The organism is Streptomyces sp. NPDC001137, from assembly GCF_040298885.1.
Taxonomy (GTDB): Bacteria; Actinomycetota; Actinomycetes; order Streptomycetales; family Streptomycetaceae; genus Streptomyces.
The window spans coordinates 57,715-81,859 of sequence record NZ_JBEPBA010000029.1 but is presented as its reverse complement, the minus strand read 5'-3'; the positions used below and the strand labels follow the sequence as shown (position 1 = coordinate 81,859).

Here is a 24,145-nt window from a genome sequence, read left to right as displayed (position 1 = left end):
CCATGACCTCTGACACGGACGTACAACTCCCGCCCAGGAAAAAGGGTCTGACGCGCAGTCAGAAGCGCAGCCTGTCACGCGGCGCGCAGTACGTCGTCTTCGTCGCCGCCGTGATCGCCTTCGCGGTCTCGGCGGACTGGGGGCGGCTGAGGAACCAGTTCGCGCAGGGCAGCATCGCCAAGCAGATGTTCCCGGACGTCATCACGATGGCGCTGAAGAACACCGTGCTGTACACGCTGTCCGGGTTCGTCGTCGGCCTGGCGCTCGGCATGGTGATCGCGCTGATGCGGCTGTCCTCCGTCGGCCCGTACCGCTGGCTGGCCGGCATCTACATCGAGATCTTCCGCGGCCTGCCCGCGCTGCTGATCTTCATCTTCATCGGGGTCGCCGTCCCGCTGGCCTTCCCCGGCACGGAGATCGTCGGCGGCACCTACGGCAAGGTGGCCCTGGCGCTCGGCCTGGTCGCCGCCGCCTACATGGCCGAGACGATCCGCGCGGGCATCCAGGCGGTGCCCAAGGGCCAGATGGAGGCGGCCCGTTCACTGGGCTTCTCGCCGGGCCGCGCCATGGTCTCGATCATCATCCCGCAGGCCTTCCGCATCATCCTCCCGCCGCTGACCAACGAGCTCGTCCTGCTCTTCAAGGACTCCTCGCTCGTCCTGTTCCTCGGTGTCACCCTGGAGGAGCGCGAACTGTCCAAGTACGGCCGTGACCTGGCCAGTACGACCGCCAACTCCACGCCGATCCTGGTCGCGGGCCTGTGCTACCTGCTGATCACGATCCCGCTCGGCTTCGTCGTACGCCGTATGGAGGCGAAGGCCCAGGAGGCCGTGAAATGACCGAGAAGCCGCCGACCGGGCGCCCGGAAATCGAAGTACGCGGCCTGCACAAGTCCTTCGGCGACAACGAGGTGCTGCGCGGCATCGACCTGGAGATCGGCCAGGGCGAGGTCGTCTGCGTCATCGGCCCCTCCGGCTCGGGCAAGTCGACCCTGCTGCGCTGTGTGAACCTGCTGGAGGAGCCCACCAAGGGCCAGGTCTTCGTGGGCGGCACCGAGCTCACCGACCCCGATGTCGACATCGACGCCGTACGCCGCCGTATCGGCATGGTCTTCCAGCAGTTCAACCTCTTCCCGCACCTCACGGTGACCGAGAACCTCACCCTGCCGCAGCGCCGGGTGCTTCGGCGGGACAAGGCGAAGGCCGCGCGGGTGGCCGCCGAGAACCTGGAGCGCGTGGGCCTGTCGGAGAAGGCGGACGCCTACCCCGCATCCCTCTCCGGCGGCCAGCAGCAGCGCGTGGCGATCGCCCGCTCGCTGTCCATGGGCCCCGAGGTGATGCTGTTCGACGAGCCGACCTCGGCGCTCGACCCCGAGCTGGTGGGGGACGTACTGGCCGTGATGCGCATGCTCGCCGACGAGGGCATGACCATGATGGTCGTCACCCACGAGATGACCTTCGCCCGCGAGGTCGCCGACCGGGTCGTCTTCATGGACGGCGGCACGATCGTCGAGGACGGCACCCCCGACCAGGTCATCGGCGCCCCCGTCCACGAACGCACCCGCCACTTCCTGTCCCGGCTCCTCGACCCGGCCATGGCCCAGGTGGAGGAGGAGACCTCGGACCAGGTGGGCAGGGCCGACTAGCCGGTCACTAAGGTGCGGTACATGAGCGATCGCGCGGTGCTGCACGTGAAAGGGCGGGTGCTCGTCGGACCCGAGGACGTCCGGGACGAGCTGTGGGTGGTCGACGGCCGCATCTCCTACGACCGTCCCGGCGGCGCGGACGACGTCCGTACCGTCGAGGGCTGGGTGCTCCCCGGGCTCGTCGACGCCCACTGTCACGTGGGCCTCGGCCCGCACGGGCCGGTCGAGCAGGACGTCGCCGAGAAGCAGGCGCTGACCGACCGCGACGCGGGCACCCTCCTCATCCGTGACGCGGGCTCGCCCTCGGACACCCGCTGGGTCGACGACCGCGAGGACCTCCCGAAGATCATCCGTGCCGGACGCCACATCGCCCGCACCCGCCGGTACCTGCGCAACTACGCCTGGGAGATCGAGCCGGACGAACTGACCGCCTACGTCGCCCAGGAGGCCCGCCGCGGCGACGGCTGGGTGAAGCTGGTCGGCGACTGGATCGACCGCGACCTCGGCGACCTCGCCCCCAGCTGGCCGCGGGAGGCCGCGCAGGCGGCCATCGCCGAGGCCCACCGGCTCGGTGCCCGCGTCACCGCGCACTGCTTCGCGGAGAACTCCCTCCGGGACCTGGTCGAGGCCGGCATCGACTGCATCGAGCACGCGACGGGCCTGACCGAGGACCTGATCCCCCTCTTCGCCTCGCGGGGCGTCGCGATCGTCCCGACCCTCGTCAACATCGCGACCTTCCCGCAGCTCGCCGACGGCGGCGAGGCGAGGTTCCCCGCGTGGTCGGCCCATATGCGGCGGCTGCACGAACGCCGTTACGAGACCGTGCGGGGCGCCTACGACGCGGGCATCCCCGTCTACGTCGGCACCGATGCCGGCGGCCACCTCGCGCACGGCCTGGTGGCGGGCGAGGTGGCGGAGCTGGTCACCGCCGGCATCCCGCCCGTCGAGGCGCTGTCGGCGACCACCTGGGGCGCGCGGCAGTGGCTCGGCCGCCCCGGCCTCGAGGAGGGGGCCCCGGCCGACCTCGTGGTGTACGAGAGCGATCCACGGGCCGACGTGCGTGTACTGGGGGCTCCTCGGCGGGTAGTGGTGAACGGACTCGTCGTCGGCTGACCGACGCGGGCACAAGGCGATACGGCGGTGAAACAGTGGAACGCCTGTGCCTGGAGATTCGAAAACGTTCACGGCGAACACACGGTGGGGTGAAGTGGCGCCGGAATGCCGTCAGGGCACCCCTGGTGCGCAATTCTTGACGGGTCCCGAGCAAGAATCCTCTGAGGGGTCCCCACCTTGAACGGCAAGAACTTCCGCATGCCCGCACGCCGTCTCGCCACCGTCGCGACGGCCACGGCCCTCGCCGCGGGTCCCGCGGCGCTGGCCGGCGCGGGCGCTGCGCACGCGACCGGCGACCAGGGCCGTGCGAGCGCCGTCGTCCTGCGCACCGGGCTCTACGTCTCCCTGCTCAACAAGACCGTGAACGTCCCCCTCACGGTCTCGCTCAACCAGGTCGAGGCGCCCGAGAGCGCCGAGAAGACGGCGCTGAGCGCCGAGCTGGACGGCGTCAACGGCGGCAGGCCCTTCAGCGTGCTGGACGCGAAGACGGCGAAGTCCGCGGCGAGCGTCACCTCCGACCGCGCCGAGGGCTCCACCAGCCTCGCCCACGCCAGTGTCCATGTGCCGGGTCTGCCGCTGCTGTCCCTCATCGAGCTGGAGCAGGTCACCTCGAAGGCGGTCTGCGAGGCCGGGAAGAAGCCCGTCGCCTCCTCGAACCTGGGCGGCTCGGTGACCGTCCTGGGCAAGAAGGTCACCCTGACGACCGGCGGTACCACGGAGGTCAAGGCGGCCGGCATCGGTGAGGTGCGCCTCGACCTGTCGAGGACGGAGACGACCTCGCGTACCGCGGCCGCCACCGCCCTCGAACTCAAGGTGTCCGTCAACCCGTTGAAGCTGAACGTGGCCGAGGTGGGGGGCACGGTGACGCTGGCGAAGGCGACCTGTGAGGCGCCTCCGGCGGGTGCGCAGGGGGCGGCGCCGGACGCCGCGAGTTCCGGTGGCTCCGGTGGAGCCAAGGCGCAGGGCGGGGAGGTCGGGCTTGCCGAGACCGGCAGCAACTCCATGACGCCGTATGTCGCGGGTGGCGCGATCGCCCTGGTCTTGGCGGGTGGGGGAGCGGTGGCGCTGGCGCGGCGGGGTCGTAGCTGAGCGCTCCGCTCCGCGGGGTGTGCGGGGATGGGTCGTCGTTTGTCTGCGGCGCAGTGGGGGCTGGTCGCGCCCACGCGGCGGAGCCGCATATCGATACAGCCCCGCGCCCCTAATGGGGCGCTGCCCCCGCCCGCGGCCATCAGCGACCCGGCGACGACGCCAGCCTCAGTGCGCGGTCCAGTGCCTGGAGGAAGGTGTTGACCGTCCCACGGTCGCGCACGGCCAGCCGTAGCCACTCCTCGCCCAACCCCGGGAACGTGTCGCCGCGCCGTACCGCGAAGCCCAGGTCCCGCAGGTGCCTGCGTACCGCGGTCGCCCTGGGCAGTCGTATGAGGACGAAGGGGCCCTCGGCGGGCTGTGTCACGCGCAGTCCGGCCGAGGCGAACTTGGCGAGGCCGGTGATGAGATGGGCCCGGTCGGCGGCGATGCGGTGTGCCGCGTGGGCCGCCTCCGCGAGGGCCTGCGGGTCCATGCAGGCCTCGGCGGCGGCCAGCGCGGGTGTGGACACCGGCCACAGGGGCTGGGCGCGCTCCAGTTCGGCGATCGTCTCGGGAGCGGAAAGGACGTAGCCGATCCGGAGGCCGGCCAGCCCCCAGGTCTTGGTGAGGCTGCGCAGGACCACCAGCCCCGGCACGTCCGTCCGCTCCGCCAGCGCCTCCCGCTCACCCGGCACCGCGTCCATGAACGCCTCGTCCACGACCAACGTCCGCCCGGGACGGGCGAGTTGAGCGATGGACGCGGCCGGGTGCAGGACGGACGTCGGGTTCGTCGGGTTGCCGATCACCACCAGGTCCGCGTCCTCGGGGACCGCCGCCGGGTCGAGGCGGAAGCCGTCCTCCTCGCGCAGCAGCACCCGGTCCACCGTGTGGCCCGCGTCCCGCAGGGCCGCCTCCGGCTCCGTGAACTGCGGGTGGACGACGGCCGGCCGCCGTACCTTCAGGGCGCGGGCGAGCAGCACGAAGGCCTCGGCGGCACCGGACGTCAGCAGCACCCGCTCCACCGGCAGGCCGTGCCGTGCCGCCACCGCCGCCCGCGCGGCCCGGCCGTCCGGGTAGGCCGCGAGGGAGCCGAGCGAGCCCGCGATGCGCTCGCGCAGCCAGGCGGGCGGGGTGTCCGCCCGGACGTTCACCGCCAGGTCGACCAGGGCCGAGCCGTCGTCGCGCACCTCGGCGTCACCGTGGTGACGGAGATCGTGCTCAGTGCGCATGGGCGTGTCCGCCGTGGTGGTGGTGACCGTGGTGATGGTGTCCGTCGTCGTCCGGGTGGAAGTGCGGCTGCTGCGGCAGCCCCACCTTGTCCTCGAAGCCCGGCAGCGCGATCCGGTACACGCACGAGTCGCAGTTCATGCGCAGATCGCCCTTGACGGCCTCCTCGTAGCGCTCCATCACCAGATCGAGCAGCTCCGGCTCCGGGCCGATGACGTCCGCGGAGCGCACCTCGACGTCCGGGTGCGCGGCCGCCCAGCCCTCCGTCTGCTGCCGCACCCGGTCCGGCAGGATGCCGGTGAACAGGAAGTAGGGGAGGACGACGATCCGGCGCGCGCCCAGCTTCGCGCACCGGTCCAGGCCGCTCGGCACGTCCGGCGCCGCCAGCGACACGAACGCCGTCTCCACGCCCGCGTACCCGCGCCCCTCCCACAGCAGCCGCGCCGCCTTGTACACCTCGGCGTTGGCGTCGGGGTCCGTTGAGCCGCGTCCGACCAGCAGCACGGTCACGTCGGCCCGGTCCTGAGGCGTCCGCGCGGTTCCGCCGAGCGCCTCGTCCAGCCGCCGCTCCAGGACCTTCAGCAGCGAGGGGTGCGGGCCCAGCGGACGCCCGTACGTGTAGGAGATCCCCGGGTGGCGCTCCTTCTCGCGGGACAGGGCCGCGGGGATGTCGCCCTTGGCGTGCCCGGCGGAGACCAGCATCAGCGGTACGGCGGCGAAACGCCGTACTCCCCGCTCCACCAGTTCGGCGACCGCCTCGCCGAGCGGGGGCGGCGAGAGCTCGATGAAGCCGCCCGCGACGGGCAGGTCGGGGTGGCGGTCGCCCAGCTGCCGTACGAAGTCGCGGAACGCCTCGGCTCCGGCCTCGTCCCGGGTGCCATGACCGGCGATGAGCAGGGCGGGCGGCGGGGTGGTCACGATTGCTCCTCGGAGTACGAAGTGGGGTGGTACAGCAGGGCGTTCAGGGCGGCCGACGCGACCGCCGAGCCGCCCTTCTCGGACACGTTGCTCACGGCGGGCAGCCCGCTCTCGCGCAACGCGGCCTTGGACTCGACCGCGCCGACGAAGCCGACGGGCAGGCCGATGACGAGGGCGGGGGAGGCGTCCAGGGTCAGCAGCTCCTCCAGGGCGGTCGGCGCGTTGCCGATCACCCAGAGGGCGCCAGGGCCGACCTGTTCGTAGGCGAGCCGTATCGCGTGCGCCGAGCGGGTCAGTCCGGGACCGGCGACGGCGTCCCTGAGCCGGCACACCGTCTCGCGCCGGGTGATCCCGGCCGCGACCATCTCCACGTCCACGACGACGGGCGCCCCGCCGTGCAGGGCGGCATACGCCTTTTCGAGGGCGGCCTCGTCCATGACGAGATCCGTCGCGTAGTCGAGGTCGGCGGCGGAGTGGACGACCCGCTCCACCACCGCCCGCGTCAGCGGCGGGAAGTGCGAGGTGTCCAGGCGGGCCCGCAGCCGCCGGTAGGACTCCTCCTCGATGGGATGGACCACACGGTTCACCGGTCGGCCTCCTGCCAGCGGTAGCCGCGCGGCGTCACCATGCGCCCCGCGATCTCACGGGTCGCCGTGTTGCCCACGGTCACGACCGTCATCATGTCGACCGTCGCCGGGTCCAGGGAGCCCAGGTCGGTCACCCGGCTGGATTCGTCCGGCCGGGACGCGTTGCGTACGACACCGACCGGCGTCGTCGGCTCGCGGTGCTCGGCGAGGATCGCGAGCGCCTTCGGCAGCTGCCAGTCCCGGCCGCGGGAACGGGGGTTGTAGAACGTCACCACGAGGTCCGCCTCGGCCGCGGCCCGCACCCGCCGCTCGATGACCTCCCAGGGCGTGTGCAGGTCGGAGAGGCTGATGGACACGTGGTCGTGGCCGAGCGGCGCGCCCAGGATCGCCCCGGCCGCGAGCGCCGCGGTGACGCCCGGTACACCGATCACGTCGATGTCGTCGGACGCCTCGGCGAGCGCGGGCGAGGCCATCGCGTACACGCCTGCGTCGCCGCTGCCGATCAGCGCCACCGCCTGCCCCTTCCGGGCCTCGGCCACCGCGGTCCGGGCCCGCTCTTCCTCGGCGCCGAGCCCGGACTCCAGGATCCGGGTGCCGGGCCGCAGCAGATCGCGGATCTGGTCGACGTACTGGTCGAGCCCGACGAGCACGCTGGCGCGCCGCAGTTCGGCCGTGGCGCGCGGGGTGAGCAGATCGCGGGCGCCGGGACCGAGCCCGACGACTGCCAGCCGGCCGCGGGCAGGGCGTCGTACGACGGCGCAGGTCGCCATCGAGGCGTGCCCGTCCGCACGGGCCGACTTCCGCTTGGGGACGAGGAGTTCACCGCCGCGGACGAGGGCGGAGGCCTCGGCGACCGACGGAGTGCCCACGGCGGCGAGCGGCGCGTCGGAGGGGTTGGGCACCTCGACCTTCGCCAACTCCTCTGCGGAGTACGTCACCAGAGGCACCCCGAGCCGCGCGGCCGCCTCGACGATGCCGGGCTCCTCCCGCTTGGCGTCCACGGTCGCGATCTCGGCGAGGCTACGAGGAGACAGCCCCGCGTCCCGCAGCGCGCCCTCGACCAGCCCGAGCACTTCCTCGGCCGGGGCGCCCTTGGACGCGCCGACGCCGACGACGAGAGACGGCGGACGCAGCAGCACCTCACCGTCGGCGGGTTCGGCCGCACGGTCCGTCAGCCGGACGGTTCGCGTACCCTCCGCCGCGAACGGCAGCGGCGGCAGCGGCCACGCCACTTCGGCGTCCAGCGCGACCGGCTCGCCGTCCAGCAGCGCCCGCGTCACACCGGCCACGTCGCCCTCCACCGGGAGACCGAGCGTGTCCAGACCGGGGATGCCGACCGCGTCCGTCGCCGTGGTCACCACCGGCTCGGCACCCAGCGCCTCGCCCACCCGCTCGGCGAGTTCATTGGCGCCCCCGCCGTGCCCGCCCAGCAGCGACACGGCGAACCGCCCGCCCTCGTCGACGCACACCACACCCGGGTCGGACGCCTTGTCACCGAGCAGCGGCGCCACGAGCCGTACGACGGCCCCCGTCGCCAGGAAACACACGAGCTGCTCGCACTCCGCGAACGCGGACCGTACGGCGTCCCCGACGGGACCCTCGTACACCCGCGTGCGGTCCGGCCACGCCGCGGCCAGCCGGTCGCGCGCCGCCGCCCCCGCCGCGGTGGCGGAAATGAGGCCGATCACAGGGCAACTCCTTCACGAGATCCGGGGGTTGTGGCCCCCCACAGCAGGAAAACCGGATTGGTCGCCGCCAGCCGGGTCACGTCACCCGGCAGCGGCGCGAGCCGCGAGGACTGCAACAGCACCCCGTCGCAGTCGAACCCGGCCTCGGTGAGCGCCGTGCGCACCGCGGGCACCCGGTCCAGTGCGGCCATGGCGACCGCGACCGTCCGCCGGGCCCGCCGCGCGCACGCACGCACGATGTCGGGCAGCTCGCGCCCCCCGCCGCCGACGAACACGGCGTCGGGATCGTCGAGTTGATCCAGAGCTTTCGGTGCCGTCCCGTGCACCACGTGCACGTCGACGCCGTGCGCACCGGCGTTGGCGCGGATCCGCTCCACCCCGTCCGGGGCCTTCTCGACGGCGCTGACCGCGGCGCCCAGCCGCGCGCACTCCACGGCCACGGAACCGGAGCCGGAGCCGACGTCCCAGACCAGGTCGCCGGGGCGGGGCCCGAGCCGGGCCAGGGCCAGGGCCCGCACCTCGAACTTGGTGATCATCGAGTCGCGGTGCGCGAACCCGCCCTCGTCCAGGGCCCATCCGGAGGGGCGTACGGCCGCTCCCGCCAGCGTCCGTACGGGACCGAGCACGCGCGTCTCGTCGAGGCACAGGACGACACTCACCGCCGTACCCCAGTCGCGGCCCGCGGCCTCGGCGGGGGAGACCCGCTCCAGGCGCTCCTCGTCGGAGCCCAGCGCGGAGGCGACGACGAGGACCCGGCCGGGAGCGGTACGGGCGAGTGAGGCGCCCAACTCGGCCGGACCGGCGCCGGGCCCGGTCAGCACGGCCACCTTCGGATGCGCCCGGCACACGTTGACGGCCGTGCGCGGCTCCCGCCCGTGCGCGCTGACGACGACCGCGTCGTCCCAGGTCAGCCCCAGCCGGGCGAAGGCGGTGGCGACGGACGAGACACCCGGGCGGACATCCAGACGCTCCGCGCCGAACCGCTCGGCCAGCGCCCGTACGATCCCGAAGAACCCGGGGTCGCCGGAGGCCAGCACGACCACCCGCCGGTCCTTGCCGACGTACTCCTCCATGGCGTCCAGGGCGGGCGCCAACGGCCCGAGCACGATCCGCTCGGCACTCTGGGGCAGCCGTACGGCGTCCAGGTGCCGTCGCCCGCCCACGACGAGCTCGGCCCCCGCCACCGCTTCGAGGGGAACGGGCGCGCCCGTCCCCGTACCGACGACCGTGATCACGTACTGGCACCCCGCGCGCGCAGGGCCCTGCGGGCCTCCGGGTCGGCCTTGCGGTAGCCGTGGAAGTGGCCGGGGTGGTACAGGTGCGAGCGGGTGCCCTCGGCGTCCAGGGCCGGGCCGACCAGGAAGAGGGTGTGCTTCCAGAGCTTGTGCTCCTTGACCGTCTCCTCCAGCGTCCCGATCGTGCACCGCACGACCAGCTCCTCCGGCCAGGTCGCCTGGTACGCCACGACGACCGGCGTGGACGTCGGATAGCCGCCCTCCAGCAGCTCCCGCACCAGCTGCCCGCTGCGCGCGGCGGACAGGAAGATCGCCATGGTGGTGCCGTGCTTGGCGAACTCCCGCACCTCCTCACCGGGCGGCATCGGCGTCTTGCCGCCGCCGAGCCGGGTCAGCACCACGGACTGCGCGACCTCCGGAATGGTCAACTCGCGCTGCGCGAGCGCGGCGACGGCCGAGAACGCGGACACACCGGGCACGACCTCCGTCTCGATGCCGATCCGCGCACACCGGTCGAGCTGCTCCTGCGTACCGCCCCACAGGGCGGGATCACCGGAGTGGATACGGGCGACCTTCAGACCGGTGCGGTGCGCGCGCTCGTAGACGGCGACGACGTCCTCGAGGGACATCGTCGCCGAGTCGAGGATCTCCGCGTCCTCACGCGCGTGCTCGAGGACCTCCGCCTGCACCAGGCTCGCGGCCCAGATCACGACGTCGGCCTCGGCGATGGCGCGCGCGGCACGGAACGTCAGCAGGTCGGCGGCGCCGGGGCCGGCACCGACGAAGGTCACCTTGCCGGTGGGGGCATCGGCCATGGGAACGGTCCTCTCTAGCAAAGCGCTGGGGTCTGGATCTTGGTGTCGTGTCACGAGTGCGGTGTGGTTATTGCCGTCGGACGTGCGTGAACGGGGGTTGATCGGATAGCAAGGGCGTATGGCGGTCTTCGTCGCGCTCGGCGCGTTCCTGATGACGCTGGCCGGCGGCTGGACGGCACAGCGTGTGACCGACCGCCGCCACCTGGTTCTGGGCCTGGCCGGCGGACTGATGCTGGGTGTCGTCGGCCTGGACCTGCTGCCCGAGGCGCTCAAGGCGGCGGGCGAAGAGATCTTCGGCGTACCGGCGGCCCTGCTGCTGTTCGTGGCCGGCTTTCTGCTGGCCCATCTGGTGGAACGACTGCTGGCCGCCCGCCAGGCCTCGCACGGCGGGGAGGAGAGCAACGGTCGCGCGCCCGAGGTGGGCCTCACGGCGGCCGCGGCGATGGTCGGCCACAGCTACATGGACGGCGTGGCGATCGGCGCGGCCTTCCAGGTCGGCGGCGGCATGGGCACGGCGGTCACGCTGGCGGTGGTCGCCCACGACTTCGCGGACGGCTTCAACACGTACACGATCACCAGCCTGTACGGAAACGCCCGCCGCAAGGCCCTGACCATGCTGTTCGCGGACGCGGTGGCCCCGGTGGCCGGCGCGGCCTCGGCGGCGTTCGCCACCATCCCGGAGGGCCTGCTCGGCGGCTATCTCGGCCTGTTCGGCGGTGTACTCCTCTACCTCGCCGCCGCCGAGATCCTCCCCGAGGCGCACCACGAGCACCCCGCCCGCTCGACGCTGCTGTGCACGGTGGCGGGGGCGGCGTTCATCTGGCTGGTGGTGGGCCTGGCCGGGTGAGCCGGCGCGGGTCACAGCTTGCCGCCGCGCCCGCCGTCGCGCGGCGCGGGCGCGATCAGCGTGGAGAGGTAGGGGAGGGGCTCGCCGCCCAGCTGGGACGCCGGCCGGATGGACTGCGACTCCAGCCCGAGCGCGGAGCCCCACACGGCATCGTCGATCCGGCCGGTCTCGCGCAACGCCTCGGCGACCTCGCCGGCCTGCCGCCCGAACTTGTAGGCGACGACGGTGCCGGGCCCGCTGAGGGCGTCCTTCAGTACGGCGGCCCCGGCGGTGACGGGCACCAGGGTGAGCGGCTCGGTGCCTTCGGTGAGCACGGCACCCGAGCGCGCCGCGAGATCCTGCATGGCCGTGATCCCCGGGACGGTCTCGATACCGGCCCCCGGCACCAGCTCGGCGATGGTCTGCGCGAGATAGGTGAAGGTCGAATAGACATTGGGATCGCCGATGGTGGCGAACGCGACGACGCCCCGCTCCCGCAGCAACTGCGCCACCCGCTCCCCGGCCGCGTCCCAGGCAGCCTCCCGCCGCCCGCGGTCACTGCGCTCGTTCAGCGCGAACACCACGCGGACGACTTTCTCCTCGGGCACGTAGTGCAGCACGGTGGCCTCCGCCCGCCCCCGCTCCAAGGTGTCCATGACGGGCACGACGACAACATCGGCGGCCCGCAGGGCATTGACCCCCTTGACGGTCACGAGCTCGGGGTCACCGGGACCCACCCCGACCCCGATCAACCTGCTGCTGCTGTTGCTGCTGCTCATGACGTCCGGCACCTCTCCACGAACCGACGGGCGACACCGGGCTCGGACGCCCAGTGCGTGTGCAGATAACTGGCGTGCACACCTTGTTGTACGAAGCCTTCGACCCGCGGCACAGGGGCGCGCACGCCCCAGGCGGGAGCCGCCCCCGCCCCCGGCTCGACGACCGTCCGGTGAAACTCGTGCCCCCGCATCCTGGTCCCGGCGGGCGCCAGCACACTGTCACCGACGGCCACGGCGTCCCGATACCCGAGGGTCAGCCGCCCGCTCATCCGCGCCCTCGCATCGAGCACCCCGCACATGGGCTGCCCGTCGAGCTCCCGGCACAGATACAGCAGCCCGGCACACTCGGCAGCAACGGGAGCCCCGCCCTCCGCAAGCGCGGCGACGGCTTTGCGCAGCGGTTCGTTGGCCGACAGCTCGCTCGCGTACACTTCGGGAAACCCGCCGCCGATGACCAACCCCCGCGTCCCGTCGGGCAGTTGCTCATCCCGGAGCGGATCGAAGACAACCACTTCGGCCCCCGCGGCAGCGAGCAGCTCACTGTGCTCGGCGTAGGAGAACGTGAAGGCGGCCCCACCGGCAAGGGCGACCACCAGCCTGTCACCCACCCGCTGGGGGGCACCCAGCCCGTCCGGCGTTTGAGGACGAGGCCGTTCAGGCCGAAAGCGGGGGTCTGGGGGCGCAGCCCCCGGGGTCGGGACGGGAAGGGGCGGCGGGGGCGAAGAAGCAAGCGCCTCAGCCGCATCCCAGGCCGCACACGACAACGCACCAGCACTCCGCGCCAGCCCCGCCAACGCCTCGAGATCGCACCCCGCGGAGACCTGCGCCGCCATGGCGGCAACCGCCTCCACCGCCGCGGCCCGCCGCTCGGCAACCGGCACCAACCCAAGATGCCGAGACGGTGTATCCACCTGAGCCACCCGCCGCAACACCCCGAGCACAGGCACCCCGGCCGACTCCAACGCCTCCCGCAACAGCTCCTCATGCCGATCCGAAGCGACCTTGTTCAAAATCACGCCCCCGACCCGAACCTCCGGATCCCAGGACGCAAACCCGTGCACCAACGCCGCCACGGACCGGGACTGCGACGACGCGTCGACCACCAGCACCACGGGCGCCCCGAGCAGCTTCGCCACATGAGCGGTGGACGCCAGTTCACCCTCCCCCGCGGCCCCGTCGAACATCCCCATCACGCCCTCGACGACGGCGATGTCACACCCACGAGCCCCGTGCAGGAACAACGGCCCGACCAGCTCCGGCCCGCACAGATACGCGTCGAGGTTCCGCCCCACCCGCCCGGTGGCGAGCGCGTGATACCCGGGGTCGATGTAGTCCGGTCCCACCTTGTGCGGGGACACGGCAAGCCCCCGCGCGGCGAACGCGGCCATCAACCCCGTGGCGACGGTGGTCTTCCCGCTGCCCGAGGAAGGCGCGGCGATGACCAGCCGGGGGACGGGGGACAGGGAGGAACTCACGACGACATCACCACTCGATGCCCCTCTGCCCCTTCTGCCCCGCGTCCATCGGATGCTTGACCTTGGACATGTCGGTCACGAGATCGGCGAACTCGACCAGCTTCTCGGGCGCGTTCCGCCCGGTGATCACCACATGCTGGGTCCCCGGCCGGTTTTGCAGCACGTCCACGACCTCGTCGGTGTCCACCCACCCCCAGTGCATGGGGTAGGCGAACTCGTCCAGCACATACAGCTTGTACGTCTCCGCGGCGAGGTCCCGCTTGACCTGCTCCCAGCCCTCCCGGGCCTTCTCCTCGTTGTCCATCTGGGAGTCCCGCTGGACCCAGGACCAGCCCTCGCCCATCTTGTGCCAGTCGACGGTCCCGCCCTCGCCCGAGGCGCCGAGCACCCGCAGCGCGTTCTCCTCGCCGACCTTCCACTTCGCCGACTTGACGAACTGGAACACCCCGATCGGCCAGCCCTGGTTCCAGGCCCGCAGCGCCAGCCCGAAGGCGGCCGTGGACTTGCCCTTCCCGATGCCCGTGTGCACGACGACCAGCGGCCGGTTACGACGCTGACGAGTCGTCAGCCCGTCGTCCGGCACCACACTCGGCTGCCCCTGCGGCATTACGCGGCCCTCCTCTTCGTCCCACCCTGTACATCCCTGACCAGCCCGGCGATCGAGTCCGCCCGCAACTCGTCGAGCGTCACCGCCGTACCGCCCAGCTCACCCGCGAGCTGCCCGGCGAGCCCGAGCCGCACGGGCCCGGACTCGCAGTCGACGACCACGGAGGCGACCCCGTCGGCCGCGAACAGCCGAGCGGCCCGACCGGCCAGCGCGACCGGCTCGGGGCCACCGGTGGCCCGCCCGTCGGTCACCACCACGACCAGCGCCCGCCGCGCCGGATCCCGCAACCGCTCCACCCGCAGCACGTCGTGCGCGCGCAGCAGCCCGGCCGCGAGCGGCGTCCGCCCACCGGTCGGCAACGACTCCAGCCGCACCGCCGCCGCGTCGACCGACGAGGTCGGCGGCAGCGCGACCTCGGCGGCCGCGCCCCGGAAGGTCACCAGCCCCACCTTGTCCCGCCGCTGATACGCGTCCAGCAGCAGCGACAGCACGGCGCCCTTCACGGCGCTCATCCGCTGCCGGGCCGCCATCGACCCCGAGGCGTCGACCACGAACAGCACGAGGTTCCCCTCACGCCCCTCCCGGGTCGCCTGCCGCAGATCGTCCCGCCGCACGACCAGCCCCGGCCCCGACCGCCCCCGCGCCCGCTGATGCGGCGCGGCGGCCTGCACGGTCGCCGCCAGGTGCAGCTTGGTGAGCGCCCCCTGAGGCCGCCTGGCCCCCGTCGTCCGCCCGTGCTCCGTCCGCGCCCGCGAACGCCGCCCGGCGGCACCCTCACCGATCCCGGGCACGCTCAGCACCTTGGTACGGAAGGGCTCCGAGGCCCGTACGGCGGACTGCTCGGCAGCCCCCGAGGCCTGCGGCTGTCCGCCCTCCCCGGCCTCGGGCCGCGCGTCGGTGTCACCGCCCTGCGGACCGTCGGAGTCCCCGGAGGGCGGCTGCCCGCCGCCGTCCGGTCCGCCGCCGTCGGGGTCCGGGTCGGGATCGTCGTCGCCGGAGAACTCCTCCAGCGTCTCGTCGAGCTTGTCCTCGTCGAGCCCCGGCGCGTCGAAGGGGTTACGACGGCGCCGGTGCGGCAGCGCGAGCAGGGCTGCCTGCCGTACGTCCTCGGCGAGCACCTCGGTCCGCCCGGCCCAGGCGGCGAGCGCGGTGGCCGTGCGCGCCATGACGATGTCGGCCCGCATGCCGTCCACCTCGAAGGCGGCACAGGTCGCCGCGATCTGCCGGAGCGCCGCGTCGCCCAGCCGCACCGAGGGCAGCAACTCCCGTGCGGCGACGATCCGTTGACGTACGGAAGCCTCCTCGTCCGCCCAGCGGGCCACGAAACCGGCGGGATCGTCGTCGTAGGCGAGCCTGCGCCGTACGACCTCCACCCGCTGGTCCGGCTCCCGGGAAGCGGCGACCTCGACGGTCAGTCCGAACCGGTCGAGCAGCTGCGGCCGCAGTTCGCCCTCTTCGGGGTTCATCGTGCCGACGAGCAGGAAACGCGCGGCGTGCCGCACCGAGACGCCCTCGCGCTCGACGTACGACGCACCCATCGCGGCCGCGTCCAGCAGCAGGTCGACGAGATGGTCGTGGAGGAGGTTGACCTCGTCGACGTAGAGGATCCCGCGGTGCGCGTCCGCGAGCAGGCCGGGCTCGAAGGCCTTCACGCCTTCGGACAGTGCCCGCTCGATGTCGAGGGCGCCGACCAGGCGGTCCTCCGAGGCGCCGACCGGCAACTCGACCATGCGGGAGGGACGGCCCGTGCCCGGCCCCGGCTCGTGCGGGCCGTCCGGGCAGGACGGGTCCGGTGCCGCGGGGTCGCAGGAGAAACGGCACCCGGGGACCACGGCCACCTCCGGCAGCAGCGCCGAGAGCGCGCGCACGGCCGTCGACTTGGCGGTGCCTTTCTCACCGCGCACCAGCACACCGCCGACCGCCGGGGAGACGGCGTTCAGCAGCAGTGCGAGCCGCAGGTCGTCCTGGCCGACGACGGCCGTAAAGGGGAAGGGGGTGGTCACTGGTCGCCCTCCAAGTCGCCTTCCAGCTCCAGGTACGTGGCGCGCAGCCGCTCCAGCGTCTCCGCGTCCGGCTCCGCCCACAGGCCGCGGTCGGCGGCCTCCAGCAGGCGCTCGGTGATGCCGCGCAGCGCCCACGGGTTGGACTGCTTCATGAACTCCCGGTTCTCCGGGGCGAAGACGTACTCGGCGCTGAGCTTCTCGTACATCCAGTCGTCGACGACGCCGGCCGTGGCGTCGTAGCCGAAGAGGTAGTCGACGGTCGCCGCCATCTCGAAGGCGCCCTTGTAGCCGTGCCGTCGCATGGCCGCCATCCAGCGCGGGTTGACGACACGCGCGCGGAACACGCGGTGCGTCTCCTCGCCCAGCGTCCGCGTCTTCACCTGGTCGGGGGTGGCGGAGTCGCCGACGTACGCCTCGGGGCTCTCGCCCGTCAGATGCCGCACCATGGCGACCATGCCGCCGTGGTACTGGAAGTAGTCGTCGGCGTCGACGAGGTCGTGCTCGCGGGTGTCGACGTTCTTCGCGGCGACGTTGATCCGCTTGAACGCGGTCTCCATGTCCCCGCGCGCCGCCCGCCCGTCGAGCCCGCGCCCGTACGCGTAGCCGCCCCAGACGGCGTACACCTCGGCCAGGTCGGCGTCGGAGCGCCAGTTGCGGGCGTCGATCAGCGGCAGCAGCCCGGCACCGTAGGCGCCCGGCTTGGAGCCGAAGATCCGGGAGGTCGCGCGCCGCCGGTCGCCGTGCTGTGCGGTGTCCTCGTCGGCGTGGGCGCGCACGAAGTTCTGCTCGGCCGGCTCGTCCAGCTCGGCGACCTTGCGGACGGCGTCGTCGATCAGCCCGACGACGTGCGGGAACGCGTCCCGGAAGAAGCCGGAGATACGGACGGTGACGTCGATGCGCGGGCGGCCCAGCTCCGCCAGGCCGATCACCTCGAACCCGGTCACCCGGCGGGAGGCGTCGTCCCAGACGGGACGGCAGCCCAGCAGGGCGAGGATCTCGGCGATGTCGTCGCCCTGGGTGCGCATCGCGGACGTGCCCCAGACCGTCAGGCCGACGGACTTCGGGTACTCGCCGGTGTCCTGCAGATACCGCTGCACGAGGGAGTCGGCGAGGGACTGCCCTACCTCCCAACTCAGTCTGGAGGGAATGGCTTTGGGGTCGACCGAGTAGAAGTTCCGGCCCGTCGGCAGGACGTTGACCAGACCGCGCGTCGGCGAACCGGACGGACCCGCCGGGACGTAACCGCCGTCGAGCGCCTTGAGGATGTGGCCGATCTCGTTCGTCGTACGGGCCAGCCGCGGCACCACCTCGGTGCAGGCGAACTCCAACACCGCTACGGCCTCGGGGAGTTCGGCGCCGAGGACCCCGCGGACGAGAGCCGGGGCGAGCGTGACGTCCCAGTCCCGTGCCTCCATGCCCTCCGCGATCCGCCGGCACAGCTGCTCCAGCAGGTCGATGGCGTCGGCGGCGGTACGGGAAGGACCCTCGACGAGATCGCTCAGCTCCACCGGCACCTTCACCGGCGCGCCCGGCTCGGCGAGCAGCTCCTTCTCCACCAGCCCGAAATGAGCGGCCAGCGAGGCCCTGAGCCCCGGCAGCGCGTTGGCCTGCCCGCCCCACACCTGCGAGGCGCGCAGTACGGCCAGCACGAGGTTCACCCGCGGCTCGCCGACCGGCCCGCCGCCCAGGATGTGCAGTCCGTCGCGGATCTGCACATCCTTGATCTCGCACAGATAGCCGTCGATGTGCATGACGAACTCGTCGAACTCGTCCTCGTCCGGCTGCTCGTCCACATGCAGGTCGTGGTGGAGCTCGGCCGCCTTGACCAGCGTCCAGATCTGGGCCCGGACGGCCGGCGCCTTCGTCGGGTCGAGGTCGGAGACCAGTGCGTACTCGTCGAGCAGCTGCTCCAGCTTGGCCAGGTCGCCGTAGGTGTCGGCACGGGCCATCGGCGGTACGAGGTGGTCGACGACCGTGGCATGCCCGCGCCGCTTGGCCTGGGTGCCCTCACCGGGGTCGTTGACGATGAACGGGTAGATCAGCGGCAGTTCACCGAGCACGGCGTCCGGCGCGCATCCGCCGCTGAGCCCGAGCCCCTTGCCGGGCAGCCACTCCATCGTGCCGTGCTTGCCCATGTGGACGATCGCGTCGGCGCCGAAAGTGTTGTCGAGCCAGCGGTAGGCCGCCATGTAGTGGTGCGAGGGCGGCATGTCGGGGTCGTGGTAGATCGCGATGGGGTTCTCGCCGAAGCCGCGCGGCGGCTGGATCATCACGACGACGTTCCCGAACTGGAGCGAGGCGAGGACGATGTCCTCCCCGTCGACGTACAGGCTGCCCGGCGGCTCGCCCCACGCCTCCAGCATCCCGTCCCTGAGCTCCGGGTCCAGCTTGTCGAACCACGCCCGGTAGTCGGCCAGCGGCACGCGCGCGGGCGCGGCGGCCAGCTGCTCCTCGGTCAGCCACTCCACGTCGTGACCGCCGGCCGCGATGAGCCGGTGGATCAACTCGTCGCCGCCGGAGGGGTATTCGGTGAGCGAGTACCCGGCGGCCTTCAGCGCGTCCAGGACCTGTACGGCCGACGCGGGCGTGTCCAGGCCGACCGCGTTGCCGACCCGGGAGTGCTTCGTCGGGTACGCGGTGAAGACGAGCGCCAGCTTCTTGTCGGCGTTCGCCTTGTGCTTCAACAGCGCATGCCGTACGGCGATCCCGGCGACCCGCGCGGCCCGCTCCGGGTCGGCGACGTACACGGGCACGTCGTCGGGACCCTGCTCCTTGAAGGAGAACGGCACGGTGATCAGCCGCCCGTCGAACTCGGGGATCGCGACCTGCATCGCCGCGTCCATGGGGGACAGGGCGGCATCCGACTCGTCCCAGGCCTCACGGGACGAGGTCAGGCAAAGACCTTGCAGGACGGGCACGTCGAGGTCGGCGAGCGCCCCGATGTCCCAGGCCTCCTCGTCACCGCCGGCCGAGGCCTGCGAGGCATGGGTGCCACCGGCGGCGAGGACGGTGGCGACCAGGGCGTCGGTCTGCCCGAGGATCTCGTACAGCCCGGCGTCCGCGCCGCGCAGTGAACCGCAGTACACGGGAAGGGCGTTGGCGCCCTTGGCCTCGATCGCATCGCACAGGGTGTCCACGAAGGCGGTGTTGCCGCTCAGCTCATGGGCCCGGTAGAAGAGCACACCGACGGTCGGGCGGCCGTCCACGAACGGGCGCTCGCCGTGGATGCCGTACTCGGGCATCTTCTGCGGCTCGACGAACCCCTCGCCGGTCAGCAGCACGGTGTCGGACAGGAACCGGGCCAGCTCGGTGAGGTTGGCGGGGCCGCCCTCGACGAGGTACCTGAGCGCCTCCGCCACGACACCGGCGGGCACGGACGACTCGGCCATCAACTCGGCGTCGGGGACGGCCTCCCCGCCGAGCAGCACGGTCGGGATCCCGGACGCCCTGAGCGCGGCGAGCCCGTCCTCCCAGGCCCGCTTCCCGCCCAGCAGCCGTACGACGGCGATGTCGGCGCCGTCGAGGAGGCCGGGCAGCTCCTCGGTCACATCCACCCGGGTCGGGTTGCCGATCCGGTAGTCGGCACCGGACGCGGCCCGAGCGGCCAACAGATCCGTGTCGGCGGTCGACAACAACAACACTGTGCTCATGCGGGCGCTCCCGGTGGAATGAAAGGCAGTCCTTGCGGCGCGCCGGACTCGATGAGCCGCCACAGCGCGTCCGTGTCCGCGTGCTGTTCGATCAGGTCGCCGAGCCGGTCGAGCTGCTCCTCGCGCAGCGCGGCGAAAGAGGTGTCGGGCGCCGGCACGAAACGACGGCCCGCGGCGGCCGCCACCTCGCGCAGAAAGGCCCGCCGGAACCCGTCCGACTCCAGCGAACCGTGCCAGTGCGTGCCCCAGGTCTGCCCGACCCGGATGCCGTCCAGGAAGGCTTCCCCGCCGCCTATGTCGGCGACCCCGTGATGGATCTCGTATCCCTCGACATGCTCGCCGAGGGCTTCCCCCACGGGACGGGTGAGGGTCTTCTCGCGGGCGAACCGCACCCGTACGGGCAGCACTCCGAGCGCTTCGACATGCCCGCGCCGGCTCTCGACCTCGTCCTCGATGTGCTCGCCGAGCACCTGGAAGCCACCACAGATGCCGAGGACGGGCCGCTGTTCGGCGGCCCTGCGGACCAGAGCGTCCGCGAGTCCCCGCTCGCGCAGCCACTCCAGGGCCTTCACCGTTCCCCGGGTCCCCGGTACGACGACGAGGTCGGCGTCGGCGAGTTCCTCGGGCCGGTCCACGAACCGCACCACGACGCCCGGTTCGGCGGCCAGGGCGTCCACGTCGGTGAAGTTGGACATCAGCGGGATCGCGCACACGGCGACCCGCAGCACGTCCTCGCCGACGGGCGGCGCGACGTTCGACTCCCGCACCGTCCCCCGAAGGGAGACCCGCAGTCCGTCCTCCTCGTCGATGCCGAGGCCGTGCTGAAAGGGGAGCACGCCATACGTCCGCCGCCCGGTGAGCCCGTGCAGCATGTCGAGCCCCGGCTCCAGGAGGCTGACGTCCCCCCGGAACTTGTTGACGAGGAACCCGGCGACGAGTTCCTGGTCCTCGGGCGAGAGCAGGGCGACGGTCCCGAAGAAGGAGGCGAAGACCCCGCCGCGGTCGATGTCACCGACCACGAGCACGGGAAGCCGCGCGTTACGGGCGATGCCCATGTTCACGATGTCGGTCCGCCGCAGGTTGATCTCGGCGGGAGAACCCGCCCCCTCACAGATCACGGCGTCATACGTGCCCCGCAACTCGGCCAGGCAGTCGAGCACGGTCCCCAGAAGCTGCTGCTGCCGCCCCCCGTGATACCCGCGCGCACTCAACTCGCCGACGGGCTTGCCCATCAGCACGACCTGGCTGCTCTGCTCGCCACCGGGCTTGAGCAGCACGGGGTTCATCAGCGCGGTCGGCTCGACCCGGCAGGCCTGCGCCTGCATGGCCTGAGCCCGCCCGATCTCGGCACCCTCACGCGTCACGAACGAATTGAGGGACATGTTCTGCGCCTTGAAGGGCGCCACCTTGACCCCCTGCCGCACCAGCCAACGACAGATCCCGGCAGTGACGACACTCTTCCCGGCATCGGAGGTGGTACCGGCAACGAGAAGCCCCCCGCCGCTCATGACACACCACCCTGCTGTCGCCCAACCGCTGTGGGCAGTCGTTCCGCCAGGGCGGAACGGGGCACAGCCCCCACCGCATCCGCTGTGGGCAGTCGTTCCGCTGGGGCGGAACGGGTGGGCACAGCCCCCACCGCCGGGCGCCGTGCGACCCGGCCCCGCAGCACCGCCCCAGCCGCACTGACCCCCAACGCCAGCCATCCGACCCGCCGCGACAACCGCACGGCACGCTCGATGTCGCCGACTTCCACGGCACGCCCCTCCCCGTTCAGCACAGGCCGATGCTCAACACGCCCCCCATACGACAAGGTCCCCCCGAGCCGCACCCCCAGCGCCCCCGCGAACGAAGCCTCCACGGGCCCGGCATTGGGGCTCGGATGCTTCGCGGCGTCAGAACGCCAGGCGCGTACGGCCCCCCGGCCGTCACCCCCGGCAGCGGCGGCCAGCACGGCGGTCAGACGGGCCCCCGGCCACCCCGCCACATCGTCCAGCCGCGCCGAAGCCCAGCCGTACCGCCGGTACCTGGCCGACTTGTGCCCCACCATGGCGTCGAGCGTGTTCACGGCCCGGAACCCGAGCAGCCCGGGCACTCCGCCCACGGCCCCCCACACCAGCGCCCCCACGACGGCATCGGAGGTGTTCTCGGCGACGGACTCCACCACCGCCCGCGCGATCCCGTCGGCGTCCAGGGCCTGCGGATCCCGCCCGCACAGATGCGGCAGCCTGGCCCGGGCGGCCTCGACGTCCCCGGCCTCCAGCGCCCGCCCGATGCCACGGGCCTCGCGCGCGAGCGAGGTCCCCCCGACAACGGCCCACGTGGCGGCCGCGGTCAGAGCGAGGGAGGCGGTACGGGACGGACGTACGGACCGCTGCGCGAGGGCACCCAGCGCAATGGCGCTCCCGGCGCACACGGCGGTGTGCAGCGCGCCCCACCCGCGATGGTCCCGCCACAACACCTGCTCCACGGCACCCGCGGCCCGCCCGAACACGGCGACCGGATGCCCACGGCGCGGATCGCCGAGCAGATGGTCACCGAGGAGGCCGGCGGCGGCGCCGTACGCGAAGACGCGATCGGCACGCATCGGCTCAGCCGGCCGTGGGATCGAGCAGGGACCTGGTCCTGAACCTCAAACGGCAGGCTGGCATGGCGACATGTCCTCACTCAGGGTGTCCACGCCCTGGTTCGACGAGACCGGCGGTGAGAGTTCCTGGCTCCCGGGGCTTACTACCCCGGTGACAGTGGCGGGACCGCGCCGGACTCGCACCGGCTTCCTCTCGCGCCGCCGTATATGGCTTCGGCAGTCCACCACGCCCCCGAACGGCAGTCAACTTGCCGTTGACCTGCGGCGGGGGAGTGTGCTGAGGCCCACACCCGGCGCTCGGACCCGCGCATGAAAAACCCGCGGGGCGAGGAAGCACGAAAGGGTGCTTCCTCGCCCCGCGGGACGGTGGGGAGGCGGTCCGGCCGCCTCAGGACTTGGCGATCACCAGATGGATCCCGTAGGCCACCGCCGCCGCGACCCCCGCGAAGGCCACGTACGCGCCGGCCACCGCGAGGGACGCCGAGTTGCCCTGCGCCACGGCCCGCTCGCGGCGCGACAGGCCCATGATGCCGAGGGTGAACAGGGCCACGAGGCCCACCGTGACCGCGAGGCTGACGCCGAAGACGGAGCCCAGGGCTGCCCAGTCGATCTTCATGCTGCTTCTCTTCCTTAAGTGCCGGGTGGGCGGGCTCAGACGGCCGCGGCCGGCGGGGTCGCCGGGTCGGGGGCGGCGGCCACGGGGGCCGGGGCGGGGATCGTGGCCGTCAGGCCCTCGGTCACCGTGCCCGTGGGGGGCGGGGTCACGGCGGCGATCGCCGTGGTCACCACGCCCGCGGGTTCGTCGGTCGCGTTGACGTTCGACGCGTCGACGACCTCGCGCCGGGAGACCTTCCAGATGGCCGCGCTGGCGACGACCAGGAAGACGGCGACGACGGCGGTGCCCCAGTCGCCGAGATCCGTCACGGACTCCGCGCCCGCACCGACCAGGGCCGCGGCCGGCAGCGTCAGGCACCAGGCCACGAGCATGCGGGTCGCCGTCGACCAGCGGACCACGCCGCCCTTGCGGCCGAGGCCCGCACCCATCACCGAACCGGAGACCGAGTGGGTGGTGGAGAGCGAGAAGCCGAGGTGCGAGGAGGCCAGGATGACCGTGGCCGCGCTGGTCTGGGCGGCGAAGCCCTGCTGCGGCTGGAGCTCGGTCAGTCCCTTGCCCATGGTGCGGATGATGCGCCAGCCACCGAGCCAGGTGCCGAGCGCGATGGCGAGGCCCGCGGAGAGGATGACCCAGGTGGGCGGGTCGGAGTCGGGGGCGACGGCGCCGCCGGCGACCAGGGCGAGGGTGATGATGCCCATCGTCTTCTGTGCGTCGTTGGTGCCGTGGGCCAGCGAGACCAGGCCCGCGGAGGCGATCTGGCCGACGCGGTAGCCCTTTTCGGCGGCCTTGCCGTCGGCCTTCTTGCCGAGGGTGTACGACAGCCGGGTCGCGAGCAGGGCTGCCAGGCCCGCGACGATCGGGGCGGCGAGCGCCGGGATGAGCACCTTGGTGACGAGCACGTCGCCGTGCACCGCGCCCATGCCGGCCGAGGCGATGGTGGCGCCGATCAGACCGCCCATCAGGGCGTGCGAGGAACTGGAGGGAAGGCCGACGAGCCAGGTCAGCAGGTTCCAGAGGATCGCGCCGACCAGCGCCGCGAAGATGACCTCGGGACGTATGCCGGTCTCGTCGACGAGACCCTTGGAGATCGTGTTGGCGACCTCCACGGAGAGGAAGGCACCCGCAAGGTTCAGCACGGCGGACATGGCCACCGCGACCTTGGGCTTGAGCGCACCGGTCGAGATGGTGGTGGCCATCGCGTTGGCGGTGTCGTGGAAACCGTTCGTGAAATCAAACGCGAGTGCGGTTACGACCACAATCGCGAGGATCAGCGAGAAGTTTTCCATTTACCCAGGCAATCGTTCGAA

At 72.5% G+C, this 24,145-nt stretch carries 20 protein-coding genes and 1 riboswitch; of the genes, 5 read left to right on the top strand and 15 right to left on the bottom strand.

The features are described from left to right. Positions 1 to 2: 2 nt before the first annotated feature. The 4 genes from ABT254_RS39715 (at position 3) to ABT254_RS39700 (ending at position 3,847) form a co-directional block, all read left to right on the top strand. Positions 3 to 839 carry an amino acid ABC transporter permease gene (locus tag ABT254_RS39715; protein WP_351481733.1) on the top strand — a complete coding sequence of 279 codons (837 nt, stop codon included), beginning with the start codon at positions 3 to 5 and terminating at the stop codon, positions 837 to 839. After that, a complete protein-coding gene (locus ABT254_RS39710; protein ID WP_351481730.1) occupies positions 836 to 1,645 on the top strand; it encodes an amino acid ABC transporter ATP-binding protein in 810 nt (269 codons plus the stop codon). The genes ABT254_RS39715 and ABT254_RS39710 overlap by 4 nt, the downstream gene beginning before the upstream one ends. Before the next feature lie 21 nt (positions 1,646 to 1,666). Continuing rightward, on the top strand, positions 1,667 to 2,758 hold the full coding sequence (locus ABT254_RS39705; RefSeq protein ID WP_351481727.1) for an amidohydrolase family protein: 1,092 nt from the start codon (positions 1,667 to 1,669) through the stop codon (positions 2,756 to 2,758). A gap of 177 nt (positions 2,759 to 2,935) precedes the next feature. Beyond that, positions 2,936 to 3,847: an SCO1860 family LAETG-anchored protein gene (locus tag ABT254_RS39700; protein ID WP_351481724.1), complete on the top strand. Its 912-nt coding sequence runs from the start codon at positions 2,936 to 2,938 to the stop codon at positions 3,845 to 3,847. A 139-nt stretch (positions 3,848 to 3,986) separates the two neighbouring features. Here the strand turns inward: ABT254_RS39700 and cobC are convergent, their stop codons facing one another. Genes cobC through cobM form a run of 6 tightly spaced genes read right to left on the bottom strand, consistent with a single transcriptional unit; the run spans position 3,987 to position 10,295 of the window. Continuing rightward, positions 3,987 to 5,054, bottom strand: a complete 1,068-nt coding sequence (gene cobC / locus ABT254_RS39695; RefSeq protein WP_351481721.1) for an Rv2231c family histidinol phosphate aminotransferase CobC — start codon at positions 5,052 to 5,054, stop codon at positions 3,987 to 3,989. Further along, a complete protein-coding gene (locus ABT254_RS39690) occupies positions 5,044 to 5,970 on the bottom strand; it encodes a sirohydrochlorin chelatase (RefSeq protein WP_351481718.1) in 927 nt (308 codons plus the stop codon). Before ABT254_RS39690 ends, cobC begins: the two co-directional genes overlap by 11 nt. Then, the gene (locus ABT254_RS39685) at positions 5,967 to 6,557 is read right to left on the bottom strand and encodes a precorrin-8X methylmutase (RefSeq protein ID WP_351481716.1); all 591 of its coding nucleotides are present in this window, start codon (positions 6,555 to 6,557) and stop codon (positions 5,967 to 5,969) included. Before ABT254_RS39685 ends, ABT254_RS39690 begins: the two co-directional genes overlap by 4 nt. Continuing rightward, the gene (gene cobJ / locus ABT254_RS39680; RefSeq protein WP_351481713.1) at positions 6,554 to 8,245 is read right to left on the bottom strand and encodes a precorrin-3B C(17)-methyltransferase; all 1,692 of its coding nucleotides are present in this window, start codon (positions 8,243 to 8,245) and stop codon (positions 6,554 to 6,556) included. Before cobJ ends, ABT254_RS39685 begins: the two co-directional genes overlap by 4 nt. Further along, positions 8,242 to 9,480 carry a precorrin-6y C5,15-methyltransferase (decarboxylating) subunit CbiE gene (cbiE, locus tag ABT254_RS39675; protein ID WP_351481711.1) on the bottom strand — a complete coding sequence of 413 codons (1,239 nt, stop codon included), beginning with the start codon at positions 9,478 to 9,480 and terminating at the stop codon, positions 8,242 to 8,244. Before cbiE ends, cobJ begins: the two co-directional genes overlap by 4 nt. Continuing rightward, positions 9,477 to 10,295, bottom strand: coding sequence for a precorrin-4 C(11)-methyltransferase (gene cobM / locus ABT254_RS39670; protein WP_351481708.1), 819 nt, complete (start codon positions 10,293 to 10,295; stop codon positions 9,477 to 9,479). Before cobM ends, cbiE begins: the two co-directional genes overlap by 4 nt. Positions 10,296 to 10,413: 118 nt before the next feature. Between cobM and ABT254_RS39665 the strand changes: the two genes are divergently transcribed. Further along, positions 10,414 to 11,142, top strand: a complete 729-nt coding sequence (locus ABT254_RS39665) for a ZIP family metal transporter (protein ID WP_351481705.1) — start codon at positions 10,414 to 10,416, stop codon at positions 11,140 to 11,142. Positions 11,143 to 11,153: 11 nt separating this feature from the next. Here the strand turns inward: ABT254_RS39665 and cobI are convergent, their stop codons facing one another. The 9 genes from cobI to ABT254_RS39620 all read right to left on the bottom strand — a co-directional run bounded on the left by cobI (position 11,154) and on the right by ABT254_RS39620 (position 24,124). After that, positions 11,154 to 11,912 carry a precorrin-2 C(20)-methyltransferase gene (cobI, locus tag ABT254_RS39660; RefSeq protein WP_351481702.1) on the bottom strand — a complete coding sequence of 253 codons (759 nt, stop codon included), beginning with the start codon at positions 11,910 to 11,912 and terminating at the stop codon, positions 11,154 to 11,156. Then, positions 11,897 to 13,375, bottom strand: coding sequence for a cobyrinic acid a,c-diamide synthase CobB (locus ABT254_RS39655; protein ID WP_351481700.1), 1,479 nt, complete (start codon positions 13,373 to 13,375; stop codon positions 11,897 to 11,899). Before ABT254_RS39655 ends, cobI begins: the two co-directional genes overlap by 16 nt. A gap of 7 nt (positions 13,376 to 13,382) precedes the next feature. After that, positions 13,383 to 13,982 carry a cob(I)yrinic acid a,c-diamide adenosyltransferase gene (gene cobO, locus ABT254_RS39650; protein WP_351481697.1) on the bottom strand — a complete coding sequence of 200 codons (600 nt, stop codon included), beginning with the start codon at positions 13,980 to 13,982 and terminating at the stop codon, positions 13,383 to 13,385. Continuing rightward, positions 13,982 to 15,985 (bottom strand): putative cobaltochelatase, encoded by a 2,004-nt coding sequence (locus ABT254_RS39645; protein WP_351481696.1) that lies wholly within the window; start codon positions 15,983 to 15,985, stop codon positions 13,982 to 13,984. Before ABT254_RS39645 ends, cobO begins: the two co-directional genes overlap by 1 nt. Beyond that, positions 15,982 to 19,635: a cobaltochelatase subunit CobN gene (cobN, locus tag ABT254_RS39640; protein WP_351481694.1), complete on the bottom strand. Its 3,654-nt coding sequence runs from the start codon at positions 19,633 to 19,635 to the stop codon at positions 15,982 to 15,984. Before cobN ends, ABT254_RS39645 begins: the two co-directional genes overlap by 4 nt. After that, positions 19,632 to 21,143, bottom strand: coding sequence for a cobyric acid synthase (locus ABT254_RS39635; protein ID WP_351481692.1), 1,512 nt, complete (start codon positions 21,141 to 21,143; stop codon positions 19,632 to 19,634). Before ABT254_RS39635 ends, cobN begins: the two co-directional genes overlap by 4 nt. Continuing rightward, a complete protein-coding gene (locus tag ABT254_RS39630) occupies positions 21,140 to 22,222 on the bottom strand; it encodes a cobalamin biosynthesis protein (protein ID WP_351481691.1) in 1,083 nt (360 codons plus the stop codon). Before ABT254_RS39630 ends, ABT254_RS39635 begins: the two co-directional genes overlap by 4 nt. Before the next feature lie 100 nt (positions 22,223 to 22,322). Next, positions 22,323 to 22,464, bottom strand: a riboswitch (cobalamin riboswitch). 146 nt (positions 22,465 to 22,610) lie between these two features. Further along, positions 22,611 to 22,838, bottom strand: a complete 228-nt coding sequence (locus ABT254_RS39625; protein ID WP_351481689.1) for a hypothetical protein — start codon at positions 22,836 to 22,838, stop codon at positions 22,611 to 22,613. A gap of 35 nt (positions 22,839 to 22,873) precedes the next feature. Next, positions 22,874 to 24,124 carry an inorganic phosphate transporter gene (locus ABT254_RS39620; protein WP_351481686.1) on the bottom strand — a complete coding sequence of 417 codons (1,251 nt, stop codon included), beginning with the start codon at positions 24,122 to 24,124 and terminating at the stop codon, positions 22,874 to 22,876. Between the last annotated feature and the right edge of the window lie 21 nt (positions 24,125 to 24,145).

What these genes read in the sequence shown, in the direction of transcription:
- ABT254_RS39715 (WP_351481733.1), top strand. Translation starts at nt 3, where the DNA reads ATGACCTCTGACACGGACGTACAACTCCCGCCCAGGAAAAAGGGTCTG.
- ABT254_RS39710 (WP_351481730.1), top strand. Translation starts at nt 836, where the DNA reads ATGACCGAGAAGCCGCCGACCGGGCGCCCGGAAATCGAAGTACGCGGC.
- ABT254_RS39705 (WP_351481727.1), top strand. Translation starts at nt 1,667, where the DNA reads ATGAGCGATCGCGCGGTGCTGCACGTGAAAGGGCGGGTGCTCGTCGGA.
- cobC (WP_351481721.1), bottom strand. Translation starts at nt 5,054, where the DNA reads ATGCGCACTGAGCACGATCTCCGTCACCACGGTGACGCCGAGGTGCGC.
- cobM (WP_351481708.1), bottom strand. Translation starts at nt 10,295, where the DNA reads ATGGCCGATGCCCCCACCGGCAAGGTGACCTTCGTCGGTGCCGGCCCC.
- ABT254_RS39665 (WP_351481705.1), top strand. Translation starts at nt 10,414, where the DNA reads ATGGCGGTCTTCGTCGCGCTCGGCGCGTTCCTGATGACGCTGGCCGGC.
- cobO (WP_351481697.1), bottom strand. Translation starts at nt 13,982, where the DNA reads ATGCCGCAGGGGCAGCCGAGTGTGGTGCCGGACGACGGGCTGACGACT.
- cobN (WP_351481694.1), bottom strand. Translation starts at nt 19,635, where the DNA reads ATGAGCACAGTGTTGTTGTTGTCGACCGCCGACACGGATCTGTTGGCC.
- ABT254_RS39635 (WP_351481692.1), bottom strand. Translation starts at nt 21,143, where the DNA reads ATGAGCGGCGGGGGGCTTCTCGTTGCCGGTACCACCTCCGATGCCGGG.
- ABT254_RS39630 (WP_351481691.1), bottom strand. Translation starts at nt 22,222, where the DNA reads ATGCGTGCCGATCGCGTCTTCGCGTACGGCGCCGCCGCCGGCCTCCTC.
- ABT254_RS39625 (WP_351481689.1), bottom strand. Translation starts at nt 22,838, where the DNA reads ATGAAGATCGACTGGGCAGCCCTGGGCTCCGTCTTCGGCGTCAGCCTC.
- ABT254_RS39620 (WP_351481686.1), bottom strand. Translation starts at nt 24,124, where the DNA reads ATGGAAAACTTCTCGCTGATCCTCGCGATTGTGGTCGTAACCGCACTC.